General features: G+C 67.0%; 19 protein-coding genes and 1 tRNA gene. 12 read left to right on the forward strand and 8 right to left on the reverse strand.

Annotated features, from left to right (window positions below):
- The first annotated feature begins 121 nt into the window (after nt 1-121).
- From MRBLWH10_RS02360 to MRBLWH10_RS02405, 10 genes are all read left to right on the forward strand, one after another.
- Entirely contained in the window at nt 122-2,542 is a 2,421-nt protein-coding gene (locus MRBLWH10_RS02360) for a DNA polymerase III subunit gamma and tau (protein ID WP_341941498.1), read from the forward strand.
- Nucleotides 2,542-3,135, forward strand: coding sequence for a recombination mediator RecR (gene recR, locus MRBLWH10_RS02365; RefSeq protein ID WP_341941499.1), 594 nt, complete (start codon nt 2,542-2,544; stop codon nt 3,133-3,135). Before MRBLWH10_RS02360 ends, recR begins: the two co-directional genes overlap by 1 nt.
- Nucleotides 3,132-4,055, forward strand: coding sequence for a DMT family transporter (locus MRBLWH10_RS02370; RefSeq protein WP_341941500.1), 924 nt, complete (start codon nt 3,132-3,134; stop codon nt 4,053-4,055). Before recR ends, MRBLWH10_RS02370 begins: the two co-directional genes overlap by 4 nt.
- A 115-nt stretch (nt 4,056-4,170) precedes the next feature.
- A complete protein-coding gene (locus MRBLWH10_RS02375) occupies nt 4,171-5,451 on the forward strand; it encodes an aspartate kinase (protein WP_341941501.1) in 1,281 nt (426 codons plus the stop codon).
- Between the two features lies 1 nt (nt 5,452).
- Complete coding sequence (locus MRBLWH10_RS02380; protein WP_341941502.1) at nt 5,453-5,905, forward strand: GNAT family N-acetyltransferase; 453 nt, start codon at nt 5,453-5,455, stop codon at nt 5,903-5,905.
- A gap of 153 nt (nt 5,906-6,058) precedes the next feature.
- A complete protein-coding gene (locus MRBLWH10_RS02385) occupies nt 6,059-7,132 on the forward strand; it encodes an aspartate-semialdehyde dehydrogenase (RefSeq protein ID WP_341941503.1) in 1,074 nt (357 codons plus the stop codon).
- Between the two features lie 87 nt (nt 7,133-7,219).
- Nucleotides 7,220-8,692, forward strand: coding sequence for a malate:quinone oxidoreductase (locus tag MRBLWH10_RS02390; protein WP_105674103.1), 1,473 nt, complete (start codon nt 7,220-7,222; stop codon nt 8,690-8,692).
- 7 nt (nt 8,693-8,699) lie between these two features.
- Nucleotides 8,700-9,311, forward strand: a complete 612-nt coding sequence (locus tag MRBLWH10_RS02395) for a thymidine kinase (protein WP_341941504.1) — start codon at nt 8,700-8,702, stop codon at nt 9,309-9,311.
- A 318-nt stretch (nt 9,312-9,629) separates the two neighbouring features.
- Nucleotides 9,630-10,328 (forward strand): FCD domain-containing protein, encoded by a 699-nt coding sequence (locus MRBLWH10_RS02400; RefSeq protein WP_341941505.1) that lies wholly within the window; start codon nt 9,630-9,632, stop codon nt 10,326-10,328.
- 22 nt (nt 10,329-10,350) lie between these two features.
- Nucleotides 10,351-11,610 (forward strand): alpha-hydroxy acid oxidase, encoded by a 1,260-nt coding sequence (locus tag MRBLWH10_RS02405; RefSeq protein WP_341941506.1) that lies wholly within the window; start codon nt 10,351-10,353, stop codon nt 11,608-11,610.
- A 60-nt stretch (nt 11,611-11,670) separates the two neighbouring features.
- Here the strand turns inward: MRBLWH10_RS02405 and MRBLWH10_RS02410 are convergent, their stop codons facing one another.
- The 6 genes from MRBLWH10_RS02410 to MRBLWH10_RS02435 all read right to left on the reverse strand — a co-directional run bounded on the left by MRBLWH10_RS02410 (nt 11,671) and on the right by MRBLWH10_RS02435 (nt 18,513).
- The gene (locus MRBLWH10_RS02410; protein ID WP_341941507.1) at nt 11,671-12,426 is read right to left on the reverse strand and encodes an HAD-IIB family hydrolase; all 756 of its coding nucleotides are present in this window, start codon (nt 12,424-12,426) and stop codon (nt 11,671-11,673) included.
- Nucleotides 12,423-12,887: a VanZ family protein gene (locus tag MRBLWH10_RS02415; RefSeq protein ID WP_223586029.1), complete on the reverse strand. Its 465-nt coding sequence runs from the start codon at nt 12,885-12,887 to the stop codon at nt 12,423-12,425. Before MRBLWH10_RS02415 ends, MRBLWH10_RS02410 begins: the two co-directional genes overlap by 4 nt.
- Before the next feature lie 67 nt (nt 12,888-12,954).
- A tRNA-Pro gene (locus MRBLWH10_RS02420) sits at nt 12,955-13,031 on the reverse strand.
- 126 nt (nt 13,032-13,157) lie between these two features.
- Nucleotides 13,158-13,535 (reverse strand): hypothetical protein, encoded by a 378-nt coding sequence (locus MRBLWH10_RS02425; protein ID WP_341941508.1) that lies wholly within the window; start codon nt 13,533-13,535, stop codon nt 13,158-13,160.
- A gap of 179 nt (nt 13,536-13,714) precedes the next feature.
- The gene (locus tag MRBLWH10_RS02430) at nt 13,715-14,239 is read right to left on the reverse strand and encodes a hypothetical protein (protein ID WP_341941509.1); all 525 of its coding nucleotides are present in this window, start codon (nt 14,237-14,239) and stop codon (nt 13,715-13,717) included.
- A complete protein-coding gene (locus MRBLWH10_RS02435) occupies nt 14,236-18,513 on the reverse strand; it encodes a GDSL-type esterase/lipase family protein (RefSeq protein ID WP_341941510.1) in 4,278 nt (1,425 codons plus the stop codon). The genes MRBLWH10_RS02430 and MRBLWH10_RS02435 overlap by 4 nt, the downstream gene beginning before the upstream one ends.
- Before the next feature lie 353 nt (nt 18,514-18,866).
- Between MRBLWH10_RS02435 and MRBLWH10_RS02440 the strand changes: the two genes are divergently transcribed.
- Nucleotides 18,867-19,274, forward strand: a complete 408-nt coding sequence (locus MRBLWH10_RS02440; protein ID WP_341941511.1) for a hypothetical protein — start codon at nt 18,867-18,869, stop codon at nt 19,272-19,274.
- Between the two features lie 39 nt (nt 19,275-19,313).
- Nucleotides 19,314-19,934, forward strand: a complete 621-nt coding sequence (locus MRBLWH10_RS02445; protein WP_341941512.1) for a hypothetical protein — start codon at nt 19,314-19,316, stop codon at nt 19,932-19,934.
- A gap of 64 nt (nt 19,935-19,998) precedes the next feature.
- Here MRBLWH10_RS02445 and MRBLWH10_RS02450 read toward each other — a convergent pair whose 3' ends face one another.
- Nucleotides 19,999-20,931 carry a metallophosphoesterase gene (locus MRBLWH10_RS02450; RefSeq protein WP_341941513.1) on the reverse strand — a complete coding sequence of 311 codons (933 nt, stop codon included), beginning with the start codon at nt 20,929-20,931 and terminating at the stop codon, nt 19,999-20,001.
- Entirely contained in the window at nt 20,928-23,492 is a 2,565-nt protein-coding gene (locus MRBLWH10_RS02455; RefSeq protein WP_341941514.1) for a transglycosylase domain-containing protein, read from the reverse strand. The genes MRBLWH10_RS02450 and MRBLWH10_RS02455 overlap by 4 nt, the downstream gene beginning before the upstream one ends.

A 23,492-nucleotide genomic window follows, 5' to 3' on the forward strand; every position in this document is an offset into this window, starting at 1 on the left:
GGCGTCGTCGTCGGCGCGGGGATGAGCGGATGCCGGGGCGCGGGTGGGCGGATGCCGGGCAGGGCGCGAAGTCCCTCGAGGGGGAGCCCCGAGTGTCCGTGGTACGCCGTAGGCTGGTCTGGTGACTACAGCCCTCTATCGCCGCTACCGGCCCGAGTCGTTCGGCGAGATGATCGGGCAGTCCCAGGTGACCGATCCGCTGATGACCGCGCTGCGCGGCGACAGGGTCGGCCACGCCTATCTCTTCTCCGGTCCTCGCGGCTGCGGCAAGACGACCTCGGCCCGCATCCTGGCGCGGTGCCTGAACTGCGCCGAGGGCCCGACCGACGTCCCCTGCGGGAAGTGCCCGAGCTGCATCGAGCTGTCGCGCGCGGGCGGCGGATCCCTCGACGTCGTCGAGATCGACGCGGCGAGCCACAACGGCGTCGACGACGCGCGCGATCTGCGCGAGCGCGCGACGTTCGCACCGAGCCGCGACCGGTACAAGATCTTCATCCTCGACGAGGCGCACATGGTGACGCCGCAGGGCTTCAACGCCCTGCTCAAGCTCGTCGAGGAGCCTCCGGAGCACGTCAAGTTCATCTTCGCCACGACCGAGCCCGAGAAGGTGCTCGGCACGATCCGTTCGCGTACGCACCACTACCCGTTCCGGCTCGTTCCGCCTGCGGCGATGCTGGAGTACGTCGAGAAGCTGTGCACCGAGGAGGGCGTCGTCGTCGAGCAGGGAGTCCTCCCGCTCGTCGTTCGCGCCGGAGGTGGATCGCCCCGTGACACGCTCTCGCTGCTCGATCAGCTGATCGCCGGTTCCGACTCGCCCGCCGGCTCGGAAACCGTGACCGTCGCTTACGAGCGCGCCGTGGCTCTTCTCGGCTACACGCACGCGACCGTGCTCGACGAGATCGTCGACGCGCTCGCTGCGGGTGACGCGGCCGCCGCGTTCCCGGCGATCGACAAGGTCGTGCAGACCGGGCAGGATCCGCGTCGATTCGTCGACGACCTCCTCGAGCGGCTGCGCGACCTGATCGTGATCGCCGCCGTCGGCGCGGGTGCCTCCGCGGTGCTGCGCGGCATCGCCGCCGATGAACTGGACCGCATGCGCGAACAGGCGGCCTCCTTCGGCTCGGCCCGTCTCTCGCGCACCGCCGACATCGTGAGCGCCGCTCTCGACGACATGTCCGGCGCGACGTCCCCTCGGCTGCATCTCGAGCTCCTGGTCGCCCGCGTCCTCGCCGGGGGAGGTGCGGATGCCGCGGCGCCCGCGCCCGTCTCCGCCGCTGCTCGCCCCGCGGCGGCTCCGGCCCCTGCATCCGCGGCTCCCGCTCCGGCAGCCTCCGTCCCTGCTTCCGCTGCTCCGGCTCCTGCTCCTGTTCCTGCGGCTCCCGCATCAGCTCCGGCAGCCCCCGCACCGGCGGCTCCAGCGGCTCAGACGCCGGCCGTCCCGCCGACGCCTGCGCCCGCGGTCGCCCCGCGAGGGAGCGGAGCGGGCGAGACAGAGCGCGGTGAGATCTCCGCGGACTCGGCCGCTCAGCCGGCGCCGGATTCCCCGTCGACGTCTGAGGCTCCCGCCGCGGCATCCGCTCCGGCGCCGTCCGGCCCGGTCACCTTCGAGCGCATCTCGGGGTCGTGGTCGGCCGTCCTCAAGCGTCTCGAAGACATCAGCCGCACGTCCTGGCTGCTCGCCACCGCGGTGCAGCCGCTCGCGTTCGACACCGCGAGCGAGGTGCTGACTCTCGGATTCACGAGTCAGCACGACGTCCAGAAGTTCAAGGGGACGGTTCCGGGTTCTGGTCCGTCCGACCATCTGCGCACGGCGATCGAGCAGGAGCTCGGGGTGACGGTCAAGTACCGCCCGGCCCCTATGCCCGCCGGGGGTGCACCGCGACAGCCCGCGGCCGCCTCGTCGCCCTCTTCTCCGTCCGGCGATGCGCCCGCTTCGGAGCCTGCGTCAGCGGGGTCATCCCGTCCGCAGGTCCGCAGTGATTCCGCCGGTCCCGTCACGGAGTGGGCCGTCGCGTCGATCCCGTCGGCCGGCGGGCAGGGGGCGGCCGCGGGCGGAGGGGCGGAGACGCCGATCCCCGCAGCGTCGACGTCGGCTGCGCCGGTGCCGGTGACCGCGGCGTCGGTTCACGCTGCGCCGACTCCGGCTACTCCTTCTCCGTCCACGCCGGGATCGACGGCATCCGCTGCCCCGTCCGCGCCCGCGACGTCGGTCTCCTCATCGCCGACCGGGGCATCGCCGGTGTCCGTCGATGAGCCCCCGCTGCCCGATGAGCCGCCGTACTACGACGACGAGCCGCCCTACGACCCCGCCTACGAACCGGCGATGTCGAGCGCTCCGCCCCGGCGCCCCGAGCAGAGCGCACCGGCGCCGGCAGCGGCATCCGCCGCTCCCGAACCCCGGCGCTCCGCGCCGGCGCCTGTCGTCACCGAGCGCACCCCCGCCGGGGGAGTGCAGCGCTACGGCGAGGCCGTGATCCGCCAGGTGCTCGGCGCGACGTTCGTGCGCGAAGAGCCCTACGAGCCCCCGACGAGGTTCTCCTGATGTACGACGGCATCGTCCAAGAGCTGATCGACGAGTTCGGGCGGCTTCCGGGCATCGGCCCCAAGTCCGCTCAGCGCATCGCGTTCCACATCCTGCAGACGCCGACGTTCGACGTCGCGCGCCTTGCGGAGCTGCTCACCGAGATCCGCGTGCGGGTGCGGTTCTGCGAGATCTGCGGCAACGTGTCCGAGCAGGACCGCTGCGCGATCTGCCGCGACCCCCGCCGCAACCCGGCGCTGATCTGCGTGGTCGAAGACGCGAAGGACGTGGCGGCGATCGAGCGCACCCGTGAGTTCCGGGGGCTGTACCACGTGCTCGGCGGAGCGATCAGCCCGATCGCCGGCATCGGCCCCGACGACCTGCGCATCGCACAGCTGATGACCCGCCTCGCCGACGGCACGGTCCAGGAGGTCATCCTCGCGACCAACCCGAACCTCGAGGGCGAGGCCACGGCGAGCTACCTCAGCCGCCTCCTCACCACGATGCAGATCACGGTCTCGCGACTGGCCTCCGGGCTCCCGGTCGGCGGCGACCTCGAGTACGCCGACGAGGTCACCCTCGGACGTGCCTTCGAGGGCCGGCGCGTCCTGTGAACGCCCACACCGGCTTCACCCGCCGGGGGTGGCTGCTCTTCGCGGCGATGTGCCTGCTGTGGGGCGTGCCGTACATGTTCATCAGCGTCGCTGTCGAGTCCATCTCGCCGCCGGCCATCGTCGCCGGACGCACCCTCATCGCGGCGCTCCTCCTGCTGCCGTTCGCGATCCGCTCCGGCGCGCTCAGAGCCGCTCTCAAGATGTGGCCGTGGGTGCTCGCCTTCGGTCTCGTCGAGATGGCCGGCCCCTTCCTGCTGCTGGGGCATGCCGAGATGACACTGCCGTCGGGCATGACCGGGCTGCTCGTCGCCACGGTGCCGCTGTTCGCGGCCCTGATCGCCCTCGGCGGCGGCGACCGCGGCGTGCTGCGCCCCGCTCGCGCGATCGGTCTCGTCGTCGGCTTCATCGGCGTCGCGATCGTCGTCGCAGGACCCGGCCTGTTCGGCGGGCACGTGAGTCTGCTGGCGGCCGGCGAAGTGCTGCTCGTCGCGGTGCTCTACGCGATCGCGCCGTTCATCGTGGCGCGCAAGCTCGGCGATGTGCCGTCGATCGGCACCATCACCCTCTCGCTTCTGATGATCGGCATCCTGTACCTGCCGATCGCGCTGCTCACCCAGCACCGGATGCCCACCCTTCCGTCGATCGGGGCGCTGATCGCCCTCGCCGTCATCTGCACCGCGGTGGCGTTCCTCGCCTTCTTCGCCCTGATCCGCGAGGTCGGCCCGGTGCGCGCCCCGCTGTTCACCTACGTCAATCCGGTCGTGGCGATCATCCTGGGCGCCATCGTCCTCTCCGAGCCGCTGACGCTCGGACTCGTGATCGGCTTCCCGTTGATCATCGCCGGATGCTGGTTCGCCGGCACGGGCGGACGACTCCGCCCAGCGGCATCCGCTCCTGCGCCGCTGCCGCCCGCGCCCTGACTGCCCCCGTGATCACGGACGCCCCGAGCCCGGCCCCGTCACATGCGCGTCGGCGCATACGGGGTCTCCGTAGAATGGGCGTGGGCGGATCCGCCCGACATCCCAGGGAGTGAACGTGGCCCTCATCGTGCAGAAGTACGGCGGCTCCTCTGTCGCCGACGCAGAGAGCATCAAGCGCGTCGCCAAGCGCATCGTCGACACGCGTCGCGCGGGGCACGACGTGGTCGTCGCCGTCAGCGCGATGGGCGACACCACCGACGAGCTGCTCGATCTCGCCAACGAGGTCGCGCCGATCCCTGCGCCCCGCGAGCTCGACATGCTGCTGTCCAGCGGTGAGCGCATCTCGATGGCGCTGCTCGCCATGGCCATCCATTCGATGGGCTTCGAGGCGCGGTCGTTCACCGGCAGCCAGGCGGGCATGATCACCGATTCGCAGCACGGCGCCGCCCGCATCGTCGACGTCACCCCCGTGCGGCTGCGCGAGGCCCTCGACGAGGGGGCGATCGTGATCGTCGCCGGCTTCCAGGGCTTCAATCGCGACACCCGTGACATCACCACTCTCGGCCGCGGCGGCTCCGACACCACCGCCGTCGCCCTCGCGGCGGCGCTCGAGGCCGACGTGTGCGAGATCTACAGCGACGTGGACGGCATCTTCACCGCCGACCCCCGCGTCATCCCGAAGGCCCAGAAGCTCGACCACATCACCAGCGAGGAGATGCTCGAGCTCGCCGCGAACGGCGCCAAGGTGCTCTACATCCGCGCCGTCGAGTACGCACGCCGTCACGGCGTCCTGATCCACGCCCGTTCGACGTTCTCGTCGTCCGAGGGCACCTACGTTCTGGGCGAGGGCATGAAGAACCCCCGCGAATCCGAGGGAGCAGACATGGAAGAGCCGATCGTCGCTGGAGTCGCCACCGACTTCAGCCAGGCAAAGATCACCGTCGCCGGGGTTCCGGACGTTCCCGGCAAGGCCGCCGAGATCTTCAAGATCGTCGCCAAGTCGGGCGCGAACGTCGACATGATCGTCCAGAACGTCTCCGCGACCGGGCGCACCGACATCTCCTTCACCGTGCCCAAGGCGGATGCCGCCGCGGCGCTCAAGGCCCTGGCGGGCGACCAGACCGAGGTCGGCTTCCAGAACCTCATCCACGACGACCAGATCGGCAAGCTCTCGGTCGTCGGGGCGGGCATGCGCACGCACTCCGGTGTCTCGGCGACGCTCTTCGAGGCGCTGTCGGCCGGCGGCATCAACATCGAGATGATCTCGACCTCCGAGATCCGCATCTCGGTCGTGCTGCGCGACACCGACCTCGCCGAGGCCGCGCGCACCGTGCACACGGCCTACGGGCTCGACGGCGATGCCGAGGCCACGGTCCACGCCGGCACCGGTCGCTGACATGCCGCTCGTCATCCGGCCGATCGAGTCAGGTGACAGAGAGGCCTGGGCCCGGTTGTTCCGCGGGTACCGCGACTTCTACGCACTCGAGCCGGACGAGTCGGTCATCGACGCTGTGTGGCGGTGGCTGCTCGATGACGCACACGAGGTGCAGGGGCTCATCGCCATGCGCGACGGCGTCCCCGTCGGTCTCGCGCACTGGCGCAGATTCGCTCGCCCCTCGCGGGGTGGCGCTGCGATCTTCCTGGACGATCTGTTCACCGACTCCGACGCCCGCGGCGGCGGTGTCGGCTCTGCTCTCATCGCTCGTCTGCAGCGGATCGCCGCGCATGAGGGGCTGCTCGAGGTTCGCTGGATCACGAGCGAGTCGAACACGGCTGCTCAGCGTCTCTACGATCGTGTCGCCGTGCAAGCCCCCGTCCGCACCTACATCGCCGGGCCGTCGGCATCCTGACATCGACGGTGTGAAAACCGCCACGACGACCTGGGCGAGTTCCCCGCCGCGGTAGACTCGCGGAAACCCTGACATCGGCGCCAGGCGCGGCATCCGCATCCCGACGCTGCGCCTCGCGCTTCGCACGCAGTACGTACGACGCCAAGGAACATCATGACCCGCATCTCCGACTCAGGACTCTCCGTCGCCATCGTGGGCGCCACCGGCCAGGTGGGCACCGTGATGCGCGAGATTCTCGCCGAGAGGTCCTTCCCGATTCGCGAGCTGCGGCTGTTCTCGTCGTCGCGATCGGCGGGCACGGCTATCGAGTTCGGCGGAGCGACCGTCATCGTCGAAGACGTGGAGACCGCGGATGCCGCGGGCATCGACATCGCGCTCTTCTCGGCCGGCGCGACCGCCAGCCGCGCCTACGCCCCGCGCTTCGCCGAGGCCGGCGCCGTCGTCGTCGACAACTCCAGCGCCTGGCGCAACGACCCCGAGGTGCCCCTCGTGGTGAGCGAGGTCAATCCGCACGCGATCGACGAGCGCCCCAAGGGCATCATCGCGAACCCGAACTGCACCACGATGGCCGCGATGCCGGTGCTGAAGGTGCTGGATGCCGAGGCAGGTCTCGAGCGCCTCATCGTCTCGACCTACCAGGCGGTGTCCGGATCCGGCCTCGCCGGAGCGCAGGAGCTGCTCGGCCAGGTCGAGGGCGTGCTCGCCCAGGGCGACACCCTCCGTCTCGTGCACGACGGCTCCGCGGTCGACTTCCCGCAGCCGGAGAAGTACGTGGCGCCCATCGCCTTCGACGTCATCCCGTTCGCCGGCAGCCTCGTCGACGACGGCGACAACGAGACCGACGAGGAGAAGAAGCTCCGCAACGAGAGCCGCAAGATCCTCGAGCTCCCCGACCTCCGCGTCGCGGGAACCTGCGTGCGCGTCCCCGTGTTCACCGGGCACTCGCTCTCCATCCACGTCGAGTTCGCGCGGGACATCACCACTGCGCGCGCGACCGAGGTCCTCGCGGCGGCGCCCGGCGTCGTGCTCGAAGAGGTCCCCACTCCGCTGTACGCGGCGGGCAAGGACCCGAGCTTCGTCGGCCGCATCCGCGCCGACCAGTCGGCGCCCGAGGGCAAGGGCCTCGTGCTGTTCATCAGCAACGACAACCTCCGCAAGGGCGCGGCGCTGAACGCGGTGCAGATCGCCGAGGTCCTGGCCGAGCGACTGAGCGTCGCGGCGTCATAGCCCGAGAGCATCCTGGCCATGCGGATCCGGTCTGACCGGCCGGTCCGTGTGGTCAGCCGGGTCGTGCCCGCGAACTAGACTGTTCTGGTGACCGAAACCGTCGATGTCGTCTTGATCGGTGGTGGCATCATGAGCGCCACCCTGGGTACCCTGCTGCACCAGCTGCAGCCGGATTGGAAGATCGTCGCCTTCGAGCGACTCTCCGATGTGGCGCAGGAGTCGTCCAACCCCTGGAACAACGCCGGAACCGGTCACGCGGCGCTCTGCGAGCTGAACTACATGCCGCAGACGCCCGGTCAGCCGCTCGACCCGGCCAAGGCCGTCTCGATCAACGAGCAGTTCCAGCAGAGCCGCCAGTTCTGGTCGTCCCTCGTCGAGAAGGGCGTCCTGGACGCGCCGAAGACCTTCATCAACGCGACCCCGCACATGACGTTCGTGCGTGGCGAGAAGGACGTGGCGTACCTGAAGGACCGGTACGAGGTCCTCAAGAAGCAGCCGCTGTTCGACGGCATCGAGTACAGCGAGGACTCCCGGGTCATCAACAAGTGGGCGCCCCTGCTCATGCAGCAGCGCCGCAAGGGCGAGCCGTTCGCGGCGACCCGTGTGCCCGCAGGCACCGACGTCGACTTCGGCGCGCTCACCCACCAGCTCTTCGATCACCTCACCGCCTCGGGCGTCGACCTGCGTCTCAACCACGAGGTCAAGAGCCTGAAGAAGCAGAAGGACGGCGGCTGGCTGCTCGGCTACCGCAACACCCTCGGCCACACCCCGAACCAGATCAAGGCGCGCTTCGTCTTCGTCGGCGCCGGCGGCTGGGCTCTCAAGCTGCTGCAGCGCTCCGGCATCCCCGAGATCAAGGGCTACGGCGTCTTCCCGATCGGCGGCCAGTTCCTCAAGACCTCCAACCCGAAGATCGTCGCGCAGCACCAGGCGAAGGTGTATTCGCAGGCATCCGTCGGCGCTCCGCCGATGTCCGTGCCGCACCTCGACACGCGTGTCGTCGACGGCGAGGCCTCCCTGATGTTCGGCCCGTTCGCGACCTTCAGCCCCAAGTTCCTCAAGCAGGGCTCGATGCTCGACATCGTCACCCAGGTGCGCACGCACAACCTCTGGCCGATGCTGCGGGTCGCCTTCGCGAATCCCGACCTGATCACGTATCTGGTGAGCGAGCTGCTGAAGAACCACCGCAAGAAGGTCGAGAGCCTCCGCACCTTCATGCCCACGGCGAAGGACGAGGACTGGACCCTCATCGACGCAGGTCAGCGCGCTCAGGTGATGAAGAAGGACGCCAAGAAGGGCGGGATCCTGCAGTTCGGCACCGAGGTCGTCTCCGCGGCGGACGGCTCGATCGCGGGTCTGCTCGGCGCTTCGCCCGGCGCGTCCACGGCCGTGCCGATCATGCTCGACCTGCTCAAGAAGTGCTTCCCGGAGGAGTACCCGAGCTGGGAGCCGGAGCTGCGCGCCCTCATCCCGACGTTCGGCGAGAAGCTGAACGAGGATGCCGCCGCTGCCGAGAGGTCAACAGCGGCGACCGCCGAGGTCCTCGGCATCAACGCGTAGTCGCATCGTGGCGAAGCTCTACTTCCGCTACGGCGCGATGAACTCGGGCAAGTCCACCTCGCTGCTCCAGGCCGCGTACAACTACGAGGAGCGCGGTCAGCACGTGCTGCTCGCGAAGCCGGCGATCGACACCAAGGGCGCCTCCGAGATCTCCAGTCGCCTCGGCATGACGCGTGAGGTCGACTTCCTCGTCGGCGCCGACGACGACGCCCGCGCCCTGTTCGCCGCGCACAACCGCGACAGGGACATCGCCTGCCTCCTGGTCGATGAGGCGCAGTTCCTCACGCCGGCGCAGATCGACGACCTGTTCCGGATCGCGATCGAAGACGGCATCCCGGTGATCGCTTACGGCATCCGCAACGACTTCCTCACGCACGCGTTCCCCGGCTCTGCTCGTCTGCTGGCGATCTCGCACTCGCTGGAGGAGCTCAAGACGATCTGCCGCTGCGGACGCAAGGCGGTGTTCAACGGCCGCGTCGTCGGCGGCCGTTTCGTGTTCGACGGCGATCAGGTCGCGATCGACGAGGGCGCCGAGGGTGAGATCGCGCCCGAGGTCACGACGTACGAGTCGCTGTGCGGCGCCTGCTACCTCCAGGAGTCCGGCGGGCGCCTGGGCTGACCGGGGTCCACGCCGTCTGACCCGGGCGTATGCCGGGCCGACGCGGGCCTGTGCCGAGCTGTCGGGGTGTATGCCTGGGCTGACGCCCGCTCCGCTCTGCCCTGCCCTGCCCTGTTCTGCATCGTGCGCCTCGGTGGCGTCGTCCTCGCATGATCTCGTCTTCGCGTTCACAACTCCTCATAGACGGCAGCATTCCTGCGCCCGACGGCGCGACAGCGTGCGATTCGCGCGTTCTTTGAGGAGTTGTGAACGTCGCTTGCGTGGTCTGACCACACGCGTTACTGTGGTCAGACCACACACTCGACCTCGGGAGGACGGATGCCGGAGCAGCCGCGCGCCTGGCGCCTCGTGCTGGAGCACATCGAGCGCGACCTCCTCGACGGTCGACTCGGACCCGGTGACCGCCTCGCGTCGGAGCGGGATCTCTCCGCAGATCTCGGCGTCGGCCGATCCAGCGTCCGCGAAGCGCTGCGGGTGCTGGAGGTCATGGGGCTGATCCGCACGGCGACGGGCTCCGGGCCTCAGTCCGGGGCGATCGTCATCGCCACGCCGTCCGGCGGGCTGTCGACGCTGCTGAGGCTGCAGGTGGCCGCCCACGGCTTTCCGATCGACGATGTCGTGCAGACGCGCCTCGTCCTGGAGGCTGCGGTCGTCACGGCACTCGCCGCCGCGCCCGACCGTGACACGGAGGCCGCGCACCGCGTGCTCGAGGCGATGGATGCCGGCGGACTCACCGCCGAGGAGTTCCTCGCCCTCGACGCGCAGCTGCACCTCGCCCTCGCCGAGGCGAGCGGGAACTCCGTGATCGCCGCCATGATGGCCGGACTCCGCACGTCGATCGAGTCGTACGTGCTGGAGGGGGCGGCATCCATCGGCGAGTGGAGCGCGATGGCCGACCGGCTGCGCGCCGAGCACCGCGCGATCGTGAAAGCGATCGACGGGGGAGAGGCGGATGCCGCCCGCGCCCTGGTGCACGCGCACATCACCGGCTACTACGAACACGTTCTGGGCCGCTGAGGCCCCCGACCGAAGGAGCACCATGGTCCAGCGCCAGGTCCCCAACCCTGTGGAGCTGCTCGAACTGATGAAGTTCAAGAAGCCCGAGTTGAACGGGAAGAAGCGGCGGCTCGACGCCGCGCTCACCATCGACGATCTGCGCACGATCGCGAAGCGGCGCACGCCCAAGGCCGCCTTCGACTACACGGACGGCGCGGCGGAGGGGGAGTTGTCGCTCTCCCGCGCGCGCCAGGCTTTCCAGGACGTCGAGTTCCACCCCGGCATCCTTCGTCCCGCACCCGACGTCGACACGTCCGTCGACATCCTCGGCGGCCCCTCGGCGCTTCCCTTCGGCATCGCGCCGACCGGGTTCACGCGTCTGATGCAGACCGAGGGCGAGATCGCGGGCGCCGGTGCGGCTGCCGCGGCGGGAATCCCGTTCACGCTGTCGACCCTCGGCACGACGTCGATCGAGGGCGTCAAGGCGGCGAATCCGCACGGGCGCAACTGGTTCCAGTTGTACGTGATGCGCGACCGCGAGATCTCCTACGAGCTCACCCGCCGGGCCGCGGCATCCGGCTTCGACACCCTGCACTTCACGGTCGACACCCCTGTCGCGGGCGCTCGTCTGCGTGACAAGCGCAACGGCTTCAGCATTCCGCCGCAGCTGACCCTCGGCACCATCGTCAACGCGATCCCGCGTCCGTGGTGGTGGTACGACTTCCTCACGACCCCCAAGCTCGAGTTCGCCTCCCTCAGCACCACGGGCGGCACCGTCGGCGAGCTGCTGGACGCGGCGATGGACCCGACGATCAGTTACGAAGACCTCGCCGTGATCCGCGACCTGTGGCCCGGCCGGATCGTCATCAAGGGCGTGCAGAACGTCGAGGACTCCGTGCGGCTGAAGGAAGCGGGCGTCGACGGCATCGTGCTCTCGAACCACGGCGGTCGCCAGCTCGACCGCGCGCCGATCCCGTTCCACCTGCTGCCGTCGGTGCGCGAGGCCGTGGGCGACGACTTCACGGTCATGATCGACACCGGCATCATGAACGGCGCCGACATCGTGGCTTCCGTGGCGCTGGGGGCCGACTTCACGCTCATCGGGCGCGCCTACCTCTACGGTCTGATGGCGGGCGGTCGCGCCGGCGTCGATCGCACGATCGCGATCCTGCGCAGCGAGATCGAGCGGACCATGCGGCTGCTCGGCGTCTCGTCGCTCGCAGAGCTGGAGCCCGCGCACGTCACGCAGCTCACTCGCCTGGTGCCTGTCTCCCGCGCAGCCGTCGAGGCGAACGCTCGCTGACCGTCACCGGTCGTCGAGCGACCGGCGCGAGATGACACGCGCTGTCGCTGACGCTCGTCCTCAGAGCGTCGGCAGCAGCGCGTCGAGCTTGTCGGCCGTGTCCTCCCAGCCGTCGACGGCCACGGACGGCACGCCGAGGGCCAGCACGGGGTAGTCGTTGCCGCCCTCGTCGAGGCGGTCACCGTAGAAGAGCATGGCGGCCAAGGGGATGCCGGTGTGCTCGACGAGCTGCAGCATCCCGTAGGCCTTGTCGATGCCCGCGCGGGTGATGTCGATCGAGGTCGAGCCGCCGGCGCGCACCTCCAGTCCGGGCAGGCGGGCGGCCACGGCGTCGCGCAGGGCGAGGCGCTTCGCGCCGCTGGGGTCCCAGTCGTGCTTGGCGTCGCGCGGGGCCTTCTGCCCGAGGGCGGAGAAGGTGATCTGTGAGCCGCGGTCCTCCAGGATCTCGCCCCACGGCTCCGGCTCCCACAGGCTCAACCGTTCGGCCTCCTCGCGCAGCGCCGTCAGCGCGGCGGACTTCTCGTCGTCGGTGAGGTCGTGCGCGTAGGCGGCGGTGAAGCCGGTGCCGTCGTAGCGCAGGTAGCGGGTGCCGCACGTGGGCAGCAGGTGCAGGCGCGCGAGGTCGGCGGCATCCGCCTCGACAAGCTGGGCGATCACCTGGCTGCGGAACTGCTCTTCGTTGCCGCCGGAGATGATGGCGACGTCGACGCGGCGCAGCAGCGCGAGAAGGAGGTCGGCGATGCGAGGGCTGATGGCGCCCTTCGACGGTGCGAGCGTGTCATCGAGGTCGAAGGCGACGAGGGCAGGCGAGGTCATGATGCTTCCAGGGTAGACGGGCGTGCGGAGACGCGTGACGGGAACGCCCAGCTGCTCAGCAGGCAGAGCGCGACGCCGATCGTGGCGCCGATCGAGTTCGCGATGACGTCGTTGATCGACGGGTCGCGGTTCGGCAGGGCGAGGAGCTGTGTGAGCTCGATGGCGATGGATGCGGCGGGGCCGACGGCGAGGGCGAGCCAGCGCGCGCGTCGGGGGAGGAACACGTACGCGACGATCCCCACGGGGATGAACACCAGGACGTTGGCTGCGACCTCGAGGGTCGTGAAGTCGAGCGAGGTCCAGCCCAACCGGTGGACGGCGCCGAGGACCAGGTCGAGCACATTCGGGATCGACTGCTCCACACGGCGGGGAGTGAGCGCCAGGAACCCGATGAGGGCGAGGAAGGGGATGCCGATCACGAGGGTCGTGATGCGCGCGATGCGGCGCCGTCGTGTACTCACGTGCGTTCCCCCTCGCGTGTGTGCCGTACAGAGAAGGCCGCCCCTGGGGGCGGCCTTCCGGTGTTACTGGTCGGGGTGACAGGATTTGAACCTGCGACCTCTTCGTCCCGAACGAAGCGCGCTACCAAGCTGCGCCACACCCCGTTTTGCAACCCTCCGAGTCTACAAGAGAAGAAGCGGAAACGGCGAATCGGAGCGATGGTGCCGACGACATGAAAGCAACTGGTTCCTCGAGCGGCATAGCGGGAGGGGCACTGGCGTCGTTCTGGATCATTCAGTGCCCACGCAGTCTTCGCCCAGCGCGGTCAGAAACGAATCGTCTCCCTCTTCTGCCGCACCTATCACGTCGCGATGCCAGATCGACACGGATTCCGCGTCCACATTCGGCGCGACGGCGGGGAGCTCCGTCCATCCATCGAGCTGAGCCAGCGCGGCCGATCTCGCCGTCGCGTCGCCGGCGAGATCGGCCCTCTGATACTCCCCGATCCAGGTGCACTGCCAGATGAGGGCGGCCTGCATGCTGCCGACACCCTCTTCGAACACGCCATCCGGCTCCCACTCGCCGGGCGGGGTCGCAGGGAAGGAGGCGCCCGTCGGGAGCGACGACGCGAGGTCCTTTGTCGATGCGCGATACTCGTCGACGAACACATCGAAGGACAGAGTCGGCTTCTCCGCTTCGATGGTGTGGGGCGATGGGGTGGCCGACGCTCCTGTCGACCCTTCGTCTGCGGGAGTCGTGGAGCCTGGACTGCACCCTGTGGCTATTCCGACGACGAGGACGACGACAAAGGCGGCGGAGATCGGAGCGACGGGCAGTATCGGGCGTGTCACGAGTCCTCCTCGAATCTGCGACCTGCGATCTCGACGATCGAAACCGAGCGCGGCGGTTCCAGAACGACGGCATCCTCCGCCCACGCAATGAGTTCATCGGGGCAGGCGATGTCCTCAGCAGCGATCGTCGACGCGCCGAGCGAGCCTCTGAGTCGGGCGCAGCCATAGAGGTTGGACTCGGTATCGCTCAGACCCGTCTGGGTCCGCACGAGTGCGGGGTAGAACATGCACGCATCGATTTCGTCGCCGTGCTGTTCCAGGCAGAAGAGCGTCGACGCGGGTGCGCTCCTCGGGGCTTCGATGCGGTCTAGGAGCGTGACGTCGGCCATGTCCGAGAACACGGAAAGGTCGACTTCGCTATTCTCCTTGGTGTCAACAAGGTGCAGACGCATCATGTACACGGAAGAAGTCACTTGTTCGACGAGGACTCCCTCTGCTTCGCTTCGTACGTCTGGCACGCACCCGATAAGAATCAGCGCGACCATCGGGATCGCCACGAGAGATGAGACGCGCCGCGTCACCATTGGAGCGTCCCGCTCCAGGTCTGATTGCTTCCGCTCGGGCAGGTGTTGACCATTCGAACGTTCATCGCGTACCAGCCTGTCGGTAGATTGTAGGAACCGTCCGCCGTCCATTTGAAGTTCTTGAAACCGGAGGGCGAGGCCCACGACAGGGAGTCCGTGTGTTGCTGCCCGAGCACACCGGAGCTGTTTGCATCGTTCTTTCGGAGCCCGACCCGCAACTCACCGCCGCAGGAGCTGAAGGAGCTGACATTCATCGACGCGGGACCACCTGAATGCAAGCGGAACGTTGAGTAGTACGTCGTGGGCGCGCCGCCTGCGATCCCCGCGCTGAGGGCTACGCGGGTCGCGCTGTTCAGATCAGCCGCGACGTTGCCGTAGAACCACGCACCGAGGCGAGAAGGGTGGATGCTCTGTGCTGACGCACCGAGAGCGAGGGGCGTGTCCGGCAGGAACTGCGGCACGTCTCCCGGAGTCATCGTCGTATCCAACGCCGTGATCCCTGGCTCTGATTCGCACATCGTGTGTCCTTCGAACGCATACTCAGGGTTCGCGTAGTACACGTATGAACCAGCAGCGCCCGCCGCCGAGGTGAGTGATGAGTTGAGACCGTCAGCGACCTTGTTCAACCAGTCCCGACTGATGTCGTTGATGAACACGCACCATGCGTTTCCGGCAAAGATCTTGGGATATCCGAGGAGCAGGATCTTCGCATTCGGTGCTTTGGAATGAATCGCCTGCAGCGCAGTAGTCACCTTTCCTGTGAGAGCAGACAGCCGCTTCGGCATCTGATCGGCGAGTGAATCGCTTTCACCGTTCGGCGTTGACAAACCTTGGCATGTCGCGCCGATCACCGTCTGCTTGATGCATTCCACGAGCACCGGCCCGAACCCGATGTCGTTGCCGCCGATCGTCAGCGTGACGATCGTGGTGTTCGCGTCAAGGAAGCCGCGATCGAGCTGAGGCACCTCGGCGTACTGGCCTACCCCTCCGTCGTCAGCGGCGAGGATGTTCTTCGTGACAGCTCCTGCGCATGCGAGCATCTGGTAGTCCACTCGTGGATCATGATCCTCTGCGAGGCCGCCAACCGAAACCGCGCTCAGGCTCGGCAACGACATCTGGGACGGCCAGGAGTACGGCGAGCGGTGGCATGCGTTGCGATGCGGATTTCCAGGGGCGCCACCATCATGATCGCTGCCGCGGAAGAAGTCGTAGCCTCCCGCCTGTGAAGTCCCCTCGCCCGACGAATAGGAGTCTCCGAGCGAGACGATGAACTCGTTGGGTTTGTGAGCCAAAGGGACGAACGCGACAGCATCCCAGGCGATGTCGTCGACTCCGTTCAGTGCGCCTCGTACTTCGCCGGGGTAGGCGACGCTGTCGTTCCCAAGTGAGATTGACGGTACGCCGTCGAACTGCAATGTTCCCAGGGGCACCCATTCGTTCGCGTAGTTGCGCTGATTGATGATGCGCTCCGAAGATCCGCTGCCGGTGTCGATCACATACTTCGCCTGCTGCAGCCATGCGCCATGATCGGGCGTATGGACGTAGACCTGCGCCCAGCCGTTCAGTGCCTGGTTGAGTGTCCAGGTGCCCTTTACGTCCAGTGACCCGCCGTGGGAATTCCATTGTCCTTCCATTCGGGTGTGCGAGAACCAGAAGTGGCCGTTGAATCCGGCTCCGAGTTGATGCGTGTCGATCTTTGACGGATATGTCCCGCTGGAGCCGGAGGCGAAGTCGAACTGGAAGGTTCCAGAACTTGGTACTGGGGTGCATCCTGGTCGCACGACGGGTAGACCGCTTGGCACATCGTCAATGATGAGTGCTCCGGCCGGGAGGGCTGACGCGCTGCAGTTCGAAGGGAAACTCGTCGAACGCGCAGGCTTCGGTGCTCCTAGCGCATAGGACATGTATTCGTAGCCGCACTTCGAGGCGCAGTCCGCTTTCCACGTGGATGGCTGGTTGTACCAGCAATGGAGGTCGTAGAGTCCTGTGGCCGCGTGCACGTGGTAGCAAGGCACCTTGTAGCCGATATCGGGGACGGTGACTGATGCTGCCGGATCGCAGTCGTTGCTGTCGTCGCAGAACTGATCGATCGGCGGCTTGACGTTCGTACGATTCGTCTCGCCCTGATTGCCATCGGAGGATGTCCACCACGCGGGAGTGAAAGCGGTCGTGTACTTGTACTCGTGACCGAGGGGAGTAAGCGCGACTTCTTTGATGAAGTATGCGGAGTTGGCCGCGAAGCCGAGCACGCGTTCCGGGTACGGCCAGTCCTGAGGATGCGTGGCATCAGCGGGGTCGCCATCGAGGAAGGACCCGCGATTCGCCGGGTAGATCGGATTGATCGGGTTGTTGAGCCATCCCACCCCCCACGGTTCGGAAGAACTGCTCTGAGGATAGAAGCCGGTGTTGTACGCCCAGAGCGCGAAGAACCAGTTTTCGAGGTACTTTGGGTCTCCGTCGTTGATGAGCATCCCCGCCGATCTGGTCTGGTTCCACTTCTCGACCAGGATCTGCAGTCCACGCGCGATGTTCGCCTGGTAGTCCGTCGCGATTGCCTCCTGCAGCGCGTATGACATCTCGCCCACTCGCATCCCGTCGGTGACCTGAGCGATCCCGTAGCCGCAGTCTGCTTCGGCGAAGTCTATGGTCCACCACGCGTTGGGAGATGTGCTCGACCGGTCCGTTCCGAAGTAGTTGCCGACCAGCGGATTGCCGTACACGCCGGGAACCGCGAACTTTGATGCCTGCCAGAAGTTCGATTCCTGGGCGAGTACGCCGAGGAGGATCTGGGCCGGGACTCTGCCGCCTCCGACGAGATTCGGCCGTAGGAAAGTCGTTGCCTGTACGGGGAGCGCGCCACGCACCGCCTGGTCCGCTGCCCACTCCACTTCTGCCGGGTTGGGCTGCTGGGCGAGGATCTGAGGATCGTTCCTCGGCACCGCGCATGTGCCGATGCTCTTGGGGTCGCTTGCTTGGCCTCCGGTGATGCCTCGACTCTGGGTCCCTGACTCGAGGTACGCGTCCGGCATCTCGGAGGTCGCAGCGGGCACCGGGGTCGCATCGATCGTGAAATCCACGGGCGCATTCGTTTTCAGCACGGTTGCTGTGACGTCGATCGCTGGTGTCGTCGAAGAAGATCCTTCGGGAGCCATCTCATCAGCGGATGCGGCGACGGTCGACTCCACAGCGAGCCGGTCGGTCGAGGACAACGTGCTCGCCGGCTTGACGGTGTCGTCCTGGACGATGCCGACACTCTGCTCCACCGGTGCGTCCGTCTGACCTGCGACATGAACCACCCCGCTCGGTCCTCGGACCAGATCCACGGCGTCGAGGGATCCGGTGGCGACGACATCGACAGCCTCACCATGTCCTTCCAGGTCGGCGACGACTCGGGTCTGATCGCCGTGCCTCGCGAGGTACGCGACGCCATCGTCACCCAACGGTTGGATATCGAACGGGACCCCGTCCGATTCGGCGAGCTTCTCGAGCCCGCCGTCCTCATGGAGGGTGACGAGGCCATTGCCGAGAACCGCAGTGAGCCCAGCGCCCGTCGCGACGGCCTCGGTCACCGGCACATCGAAGTCGAGGGCGATCGGGGCCTCCTCTTCAGCAGTACGGATTGAGGTGACCTTAGTCAGTCCCGCGTCGTAAGCGGAGAAGGTCACCTGCGCGTCGATGCCGCAGGACGGCGAGAAGTGGGCGAGAGCGTAGCCCTGGCCCAGATGCTTGACGGTGCCGGTGTTGACGTCGATGAGGGCGCCGTAACCTCCGCGAAGGAAGAGGGTCTCGTCGTTTGTGAAGGTCCGCGGGGCGAAGACAGCGGCGATCGTCATCTTGTCGCTCGTCATGCAGGCGTTGCCGACCCAGAGGTCGCTGTCGATTCCCGGAATGCTCAGCGTCGCGAGAGTGCTCCAGCGATAGCCTTCACTCATCGCCGCCGTCAGAACGTGGAAGCCGCCCTGATCGCCCGTGGAAGTCCAAGCGATGTCGTCGCTGGATTCCCAGTCCTTGCCGAGCATGGTGTCGCGCTCGCTCTGTTCGATTTCGGCGGGGTTCTGGTCGTCACCGCTTTGCTCAGCGCCGTGATCCTCCGTCGTAGCAGGAGTCTCCGAATGTACCTGCGCGGACGAGGTCTCGGGCAGGGCGGATGCGACGCAGAGCCCGGTGACGGTGGCGACAACAGAAAGGAGAGCGATCGCTCGGACCGTAACTCCGGCTGAGCGCGAACGATGCGCAGAGAGGTCGCGAGTTCCCAGACGAATGGATGTCATCGGTTCTCCTATGTCGGAAGCGTTCGTCTCGTCGTGCGCGGTGCCCGGGGCGCTGGTGCGGACAAGAAGGCACTCTTGGCAGCCCGCTGCGCGAAGGGCGGCGAATGGCCGTGGGTTGCCACCTGTCGAGCGCTTCGCCATGAATATTGCAGGTCGCCTGCGGTTGTTAGCCAGGAACGATAGCAGTGGGTGCAGGCATCCCGCTGTCCCCCATTCGGCCTACAGACTCGAATTGATCAAGCCGATAGCGTTAACCACTTTCTTCGACTCGGGTGGACCTGTGCGTTCGAGCTTCGCCCCAGGCGCGGATCGAGATATGCAGCGGCATGACCCACAGAGAAGGAGAACCGGATATGGCATGGACCTACTACAACGGCATCAGTGCGACGCAGGAGACAACCTACGCGCTCCCTAACTACGCGCAGCCCTGGGCCACTAGTCGCAGTATGCGAGGCCGGGTCGAGATGCGCCTGACCGACGTCACCATCACCAAGGCATCCGAGTTCTGGGTGAAGCCATGGGTGTGGCAGAACCCAGCCACTCTCACCGTGTGGCTGCTGAACGTCAACGGTTCGGTTATCTCAGGCCCGTACTCGGTCACGAAGAACTGGGGGGTTGTCGGAGGGTGGACATATGTGGGGTTCGTCAGCCCCGCACGCGGCGTCCGTCTGCAGACCAAGATCTCGCTCAACACCAACGGCGTCCCAAACTACGAGGCAAGCTGGAAAGCTGACATCAGATTCGACGGGACCGGTCTGTAGCTCAATGCTGCAGGTCGGAAAAGGACCAGGAGAGAAGAAATGACCGCTATGTTCAGACGATCCATTGACCAGGTGAACGCTCGTCCTCATTCATCCGCGGACGAGGTGCCAGGATCTGAGTTTTCACGGCGCAGCATGTTGAAGCGGGCCGGCGTGGCTGCGGGACTGGGTGTTATCGCAGCGTTCTCATCCCTGCCGCTCGGAGAGAGCGTCGCCTCGGCGAACTCGAAGAGCCCTGACCATGCGAACCCCGTTGACAACGGGAGACCAGCTGAGGGTGGGTCCGGTCTCACTGATCTTGCGGGCATCCATGCCGAGTACCTCGCTGCCGTCGCGACCTTCCCCTTCGCGCTTCCGAAGGGGGTGATCTTCCCAGCGGCCTCCAGTATCGCAAGCGCCTCGCCGGACGCCCGTTGGGAGAGAGGTACCGGTAGGTCGGAGGCTTACTTCTTCTGGCACGAGGCGACTGTGTCGGCTGCAGAAGAAGCGTCCGCGCGTGGTGACGTGGCTGAATCCCACCGGCTCCTCGACACGTTGGACGCGGGTTACGAGTCGAATCTGCGTAAGGCGGTGTGGGAGGACGCAGTTGGATTGTTCGCCTCGAAGAAAGACCTGGCCAGAAAGGGCGACTTCAAGAGTCTGGTCCAGCTGACGATTTGAAGTCACGATCCGGCGAGAGACTTCATGGCACGGCCTCGCGGTAGTCGGCTCGACGTCGATTCGACTACCGCGAGGTCAGCGTCAGCAGCGTCGCCTCAGGCCTGCATGCGAAGCGCACGGGGGCGTAGATCGAGTGGCCGCAGCCGGCGCTGACGTTCAGCGGCACGGTGCGGTGGTCGTGCGTCCACGTGCTCAGGCCCTTCGCCTGCTTCAGCGGGATGTCGCAGTTCGCGACCAGCGCGCCGAAGCCAGGGAGGCACACCTGACCGCCGTGCGTGTGTCCGCCGAAGATCGCATCGGCGCCGAGGTCGGTGAAGCCGTTGAGCACGCGCTGGTAGGGCGCGTGCGTCACGCCGAGAACCGAGGTTCCGGCATCCCTCGGGCCGAGGGCGCCTATCGCGTCGGGGAGCACATCGAGGCGGTCCCAGTCGCGGTGCGCGTCGCTCACGCCGAAGAGGTCGACGGTCTCGCCGGCGACGGTCAGGCGTGCGGCGGCGTTGTTCAGATCGGTCCAGCCGAGCTCGTCGGTGAAGAAGCGATCCATCGCCGCAGTGTCGAGCAACGGCGACTTCTGGTGCTTCTTCGAGGGGCCCATGAAGTATCGGAACGGATTGCGCGGGGAGGGCTCCGTGACGTCGTTCGAGCCGTGCACGAAGACGCCGGGGATGCCCGCGAACGGCTCGAACGCACGGCGGATGCCGTCGAGTCCGTCCCGGTGCCCGAGATTGTCGCCCGTGTTCACGATGAGGTCGGGCTTCAGCTGGGCGAGTGACGCCAGCCAGTCCTGCTTGCGGTGCTGCCAGGGCGCCATGTGCGCATCGGAGATGTGCAGCACGCGCAGCGGAGCGGAGCCCGGAGCGAGCGCGGATGCCGTCGCCTCCCGCACCGTGAAGAGGTAGCGCTCGATGCCGATGCCCCAGACCGCGGCGGCAGCGCCAGCGGCCCCCACCGCGCCGAGCGCGATGAGGGCCGGGTGGACCGTGCGAGATGACGTCACTGGCACGAGACCTGGATCGTCGCGCTCTTGTTCGCAGCAGTGCCCGCTGCGGGGTTGGTGCTCGTCACCTTCGCATTGGGCGGGTTGCAGCTGTTGTCGAACGCCACGGCGCTGAATCCGGCGCCGAACAGCGTATTCTGCGCATCCGATCTCGATTGCCCGATCACCGCCGCCGGCACGGTCGCGCCTTGGCCGTTGCTCGGGGAGAGCGTGATGGGGGTGCCCGTCGCGGCCTGACCGGAGGGGTTCTGCGCGGCGACGACGTTCGCCGGCAGATCGCTGTCCACGGCGGCGCCGACCGAGACCGTGAATCCCGCCTCGTCGAGGATCGCGGTGGCCTCCTCGATCGATTTGCCTACGACATTCGGGATGTCACTCTGCACCTGGCGGGTGAGCTTGTCATCGGGCTTGGGGAAGGCGTCGCCGTGGTACACGGCGTTGGCCGCCCCCTGCATGGCACGTGCGATGGGGAAGCGCAGACGATTCAACGTCGTGCCGTTGTAGCTGGCACGGGTGATATTGGCCTGTCCGTCACTGCGCCCCACCCAGACCGCGGTGGTGACCTTGGTGCTGGACTCGATCATCATCGTTCCCCAGGTCTCGTGCGTTCCGGTCTTGCCGATCAACGGAGTGCCGTCGTTCGGGTTGCCTGCGGTTCCTGTTCCTCCGCTGCGCATGGGGCCCTGGAGAGCGAATGCAGCAGTGGCGGCGACTTCGGGGGTGATGGTCCCGGGTGTGCAGGTCGAGCTCGGCAGGGTCATCTCTTTGCCCTCGGCATCGACGATGCGATCGATGGCGCGCGGCGTGCAATAGGTGCCGCCGCTCGCGACCGTCGCGTAGGCGCCGGCCATGGCGAGCGGCGAAATGTACTTGGAGCCGAGCACGTCGTAGGGGACGTTCTCATCTGTGGTCTTTCCGCCGTTCGCGAGCGTCACGCCCATGCGGTCGGCGACCTTGTTGATGTCGCAGAGGTCGAGCTTCTCCGCCATCGCGAGGAAACCGCTGTTCAGCGAGGCGGCGGTAAAGCTCAGGGGGGTGCCGGGGCCGCCGCTGACGTTGCCGGAGTTGCCGATCTTCTTGCTGCCGAACGGCACGGGCGAACCATCGCACTTCATCTTCGTGAACAGTCGGTTCGTCCCGTTGACGGACTCCCTGACCGAGTGCCCCTGCTCGAGCCAGTCGATCAGGGTGAACAGCTTGTACGTCGAGCCGACCGAGAAACCGTTCGAGCCGCCATGCGCCTTGTCAGTGGCGTAGACGAGCGAGCTGTACGCCTGATCGCCTTGGATGGTCTCGCTGAACGTGGTGTTCTGAGTCAGTGCGAGCACTCGTCCGGTGCCCACCTCGACCGAGATTCCTGCTGCGCCGAGGTACTGATTGTCGAAGTTCGGCGGTACGTTGGCGGCCATTGCTTCTGCGGCCGGACCCTGGATGCGCATGTCCAGCGTCGTGTAGATCTGCATGCCGCCGCGCCGGAGGTTGGCACGGCGGTCCTCCGGGGAGTCGCCGAACGCGGGGTCGCTTTCGATGATCGACTTCACGTACTGGCAGAAGTAGGCGTTGGACCCTGCGGTGCCGCAGCCCTGGGTGGTCGTTTTGATGGCCGGCGTGATGGGCGTTGCGTAGGCCTCGTCGTACTGGGCCTTCGTGATCTTGCCGTCGATGAGCATGCGCTCGAGCACGTAGTTGCGTCGCGTCAGCGTGTCCTTATAGCCGTCTGCCTCGCTGTTGTGCGCGACGCCGTCGCTCTTCGTCGTGTAGGTTCCGGCCGGGATGTCGATGCGGAGCGTGTTGGGTTCCTGCACCATGCCGGCGATGGTCGCCGCCTCTGCGACGGTGAGGTTCGCGGCCGACTTCGAGAAGTAGCGGTTCGCGGCGGCCTCGATGCCGTAGACCTGTCCGCCGAAGCTGGAGATGTTCAGGTAACCGAGCAGGATGTCGTTCTTCGAGTAGTCCTTCTCGATCTGCAGGGCGTAGCGCATCTCGCGCAGCTTGCGCTCGATGCCCTCGCTGCCGGAGGCGACCGCGTAGTTGAGCCAGCACTGCTGGACCTGATCCTGGTAGTCCGTCGCAGCCGGGTCGACCTTCTGTTCGCATTCCTGGATCTGCACGTTCTTCACGTACTGCTGCGTGATGGTCGAAGCGCCGCGGTCGGTGGAGCCGACGACGTTGCCGAACGCGGCCTTGATGGTGGCCCCGAGGTTCACCCCTCCGTGGTTATAGAAGTTCTTGTCCTCACTGGAGAGGATGGCATCGAACATCACCGGTGCAATCTGGTCGTAAGTGACGGGGACGCGGTTCTGCTCGTAGAACGAAGCCAGCGCGAACGGCGCGCCGTCTGTGCCTGTCGCGTAGATGGTCGACTGCTCCATGGGGGCGTTGACCTTGAGGTTCTCGGGGAGATCCTCGAAGAGGGTGAGGGCCTTGGAACCGGTGATGCCCGTCATTGCGAGGACGGGGGTGGCGCTGGCCGTGACGAGGAGGCCGGCTACGACGCTGAGTCCGACGAGCCCGAGGAGGCCGCCGAGCACGCTCTTCACCGTGCGATTCTGTTGGGGCAT

Source organism: Microbacterium sp. LWH10-1.2, from assembly GCF_038397765.1.
In the GTDB taxonomy this organism is placed as follows: Bacteria; Actinomycetota; Actinomycetes; order Actinomycetales; family Microbacteriaceae; genus Microbacterium; species Microbacterium natoriense.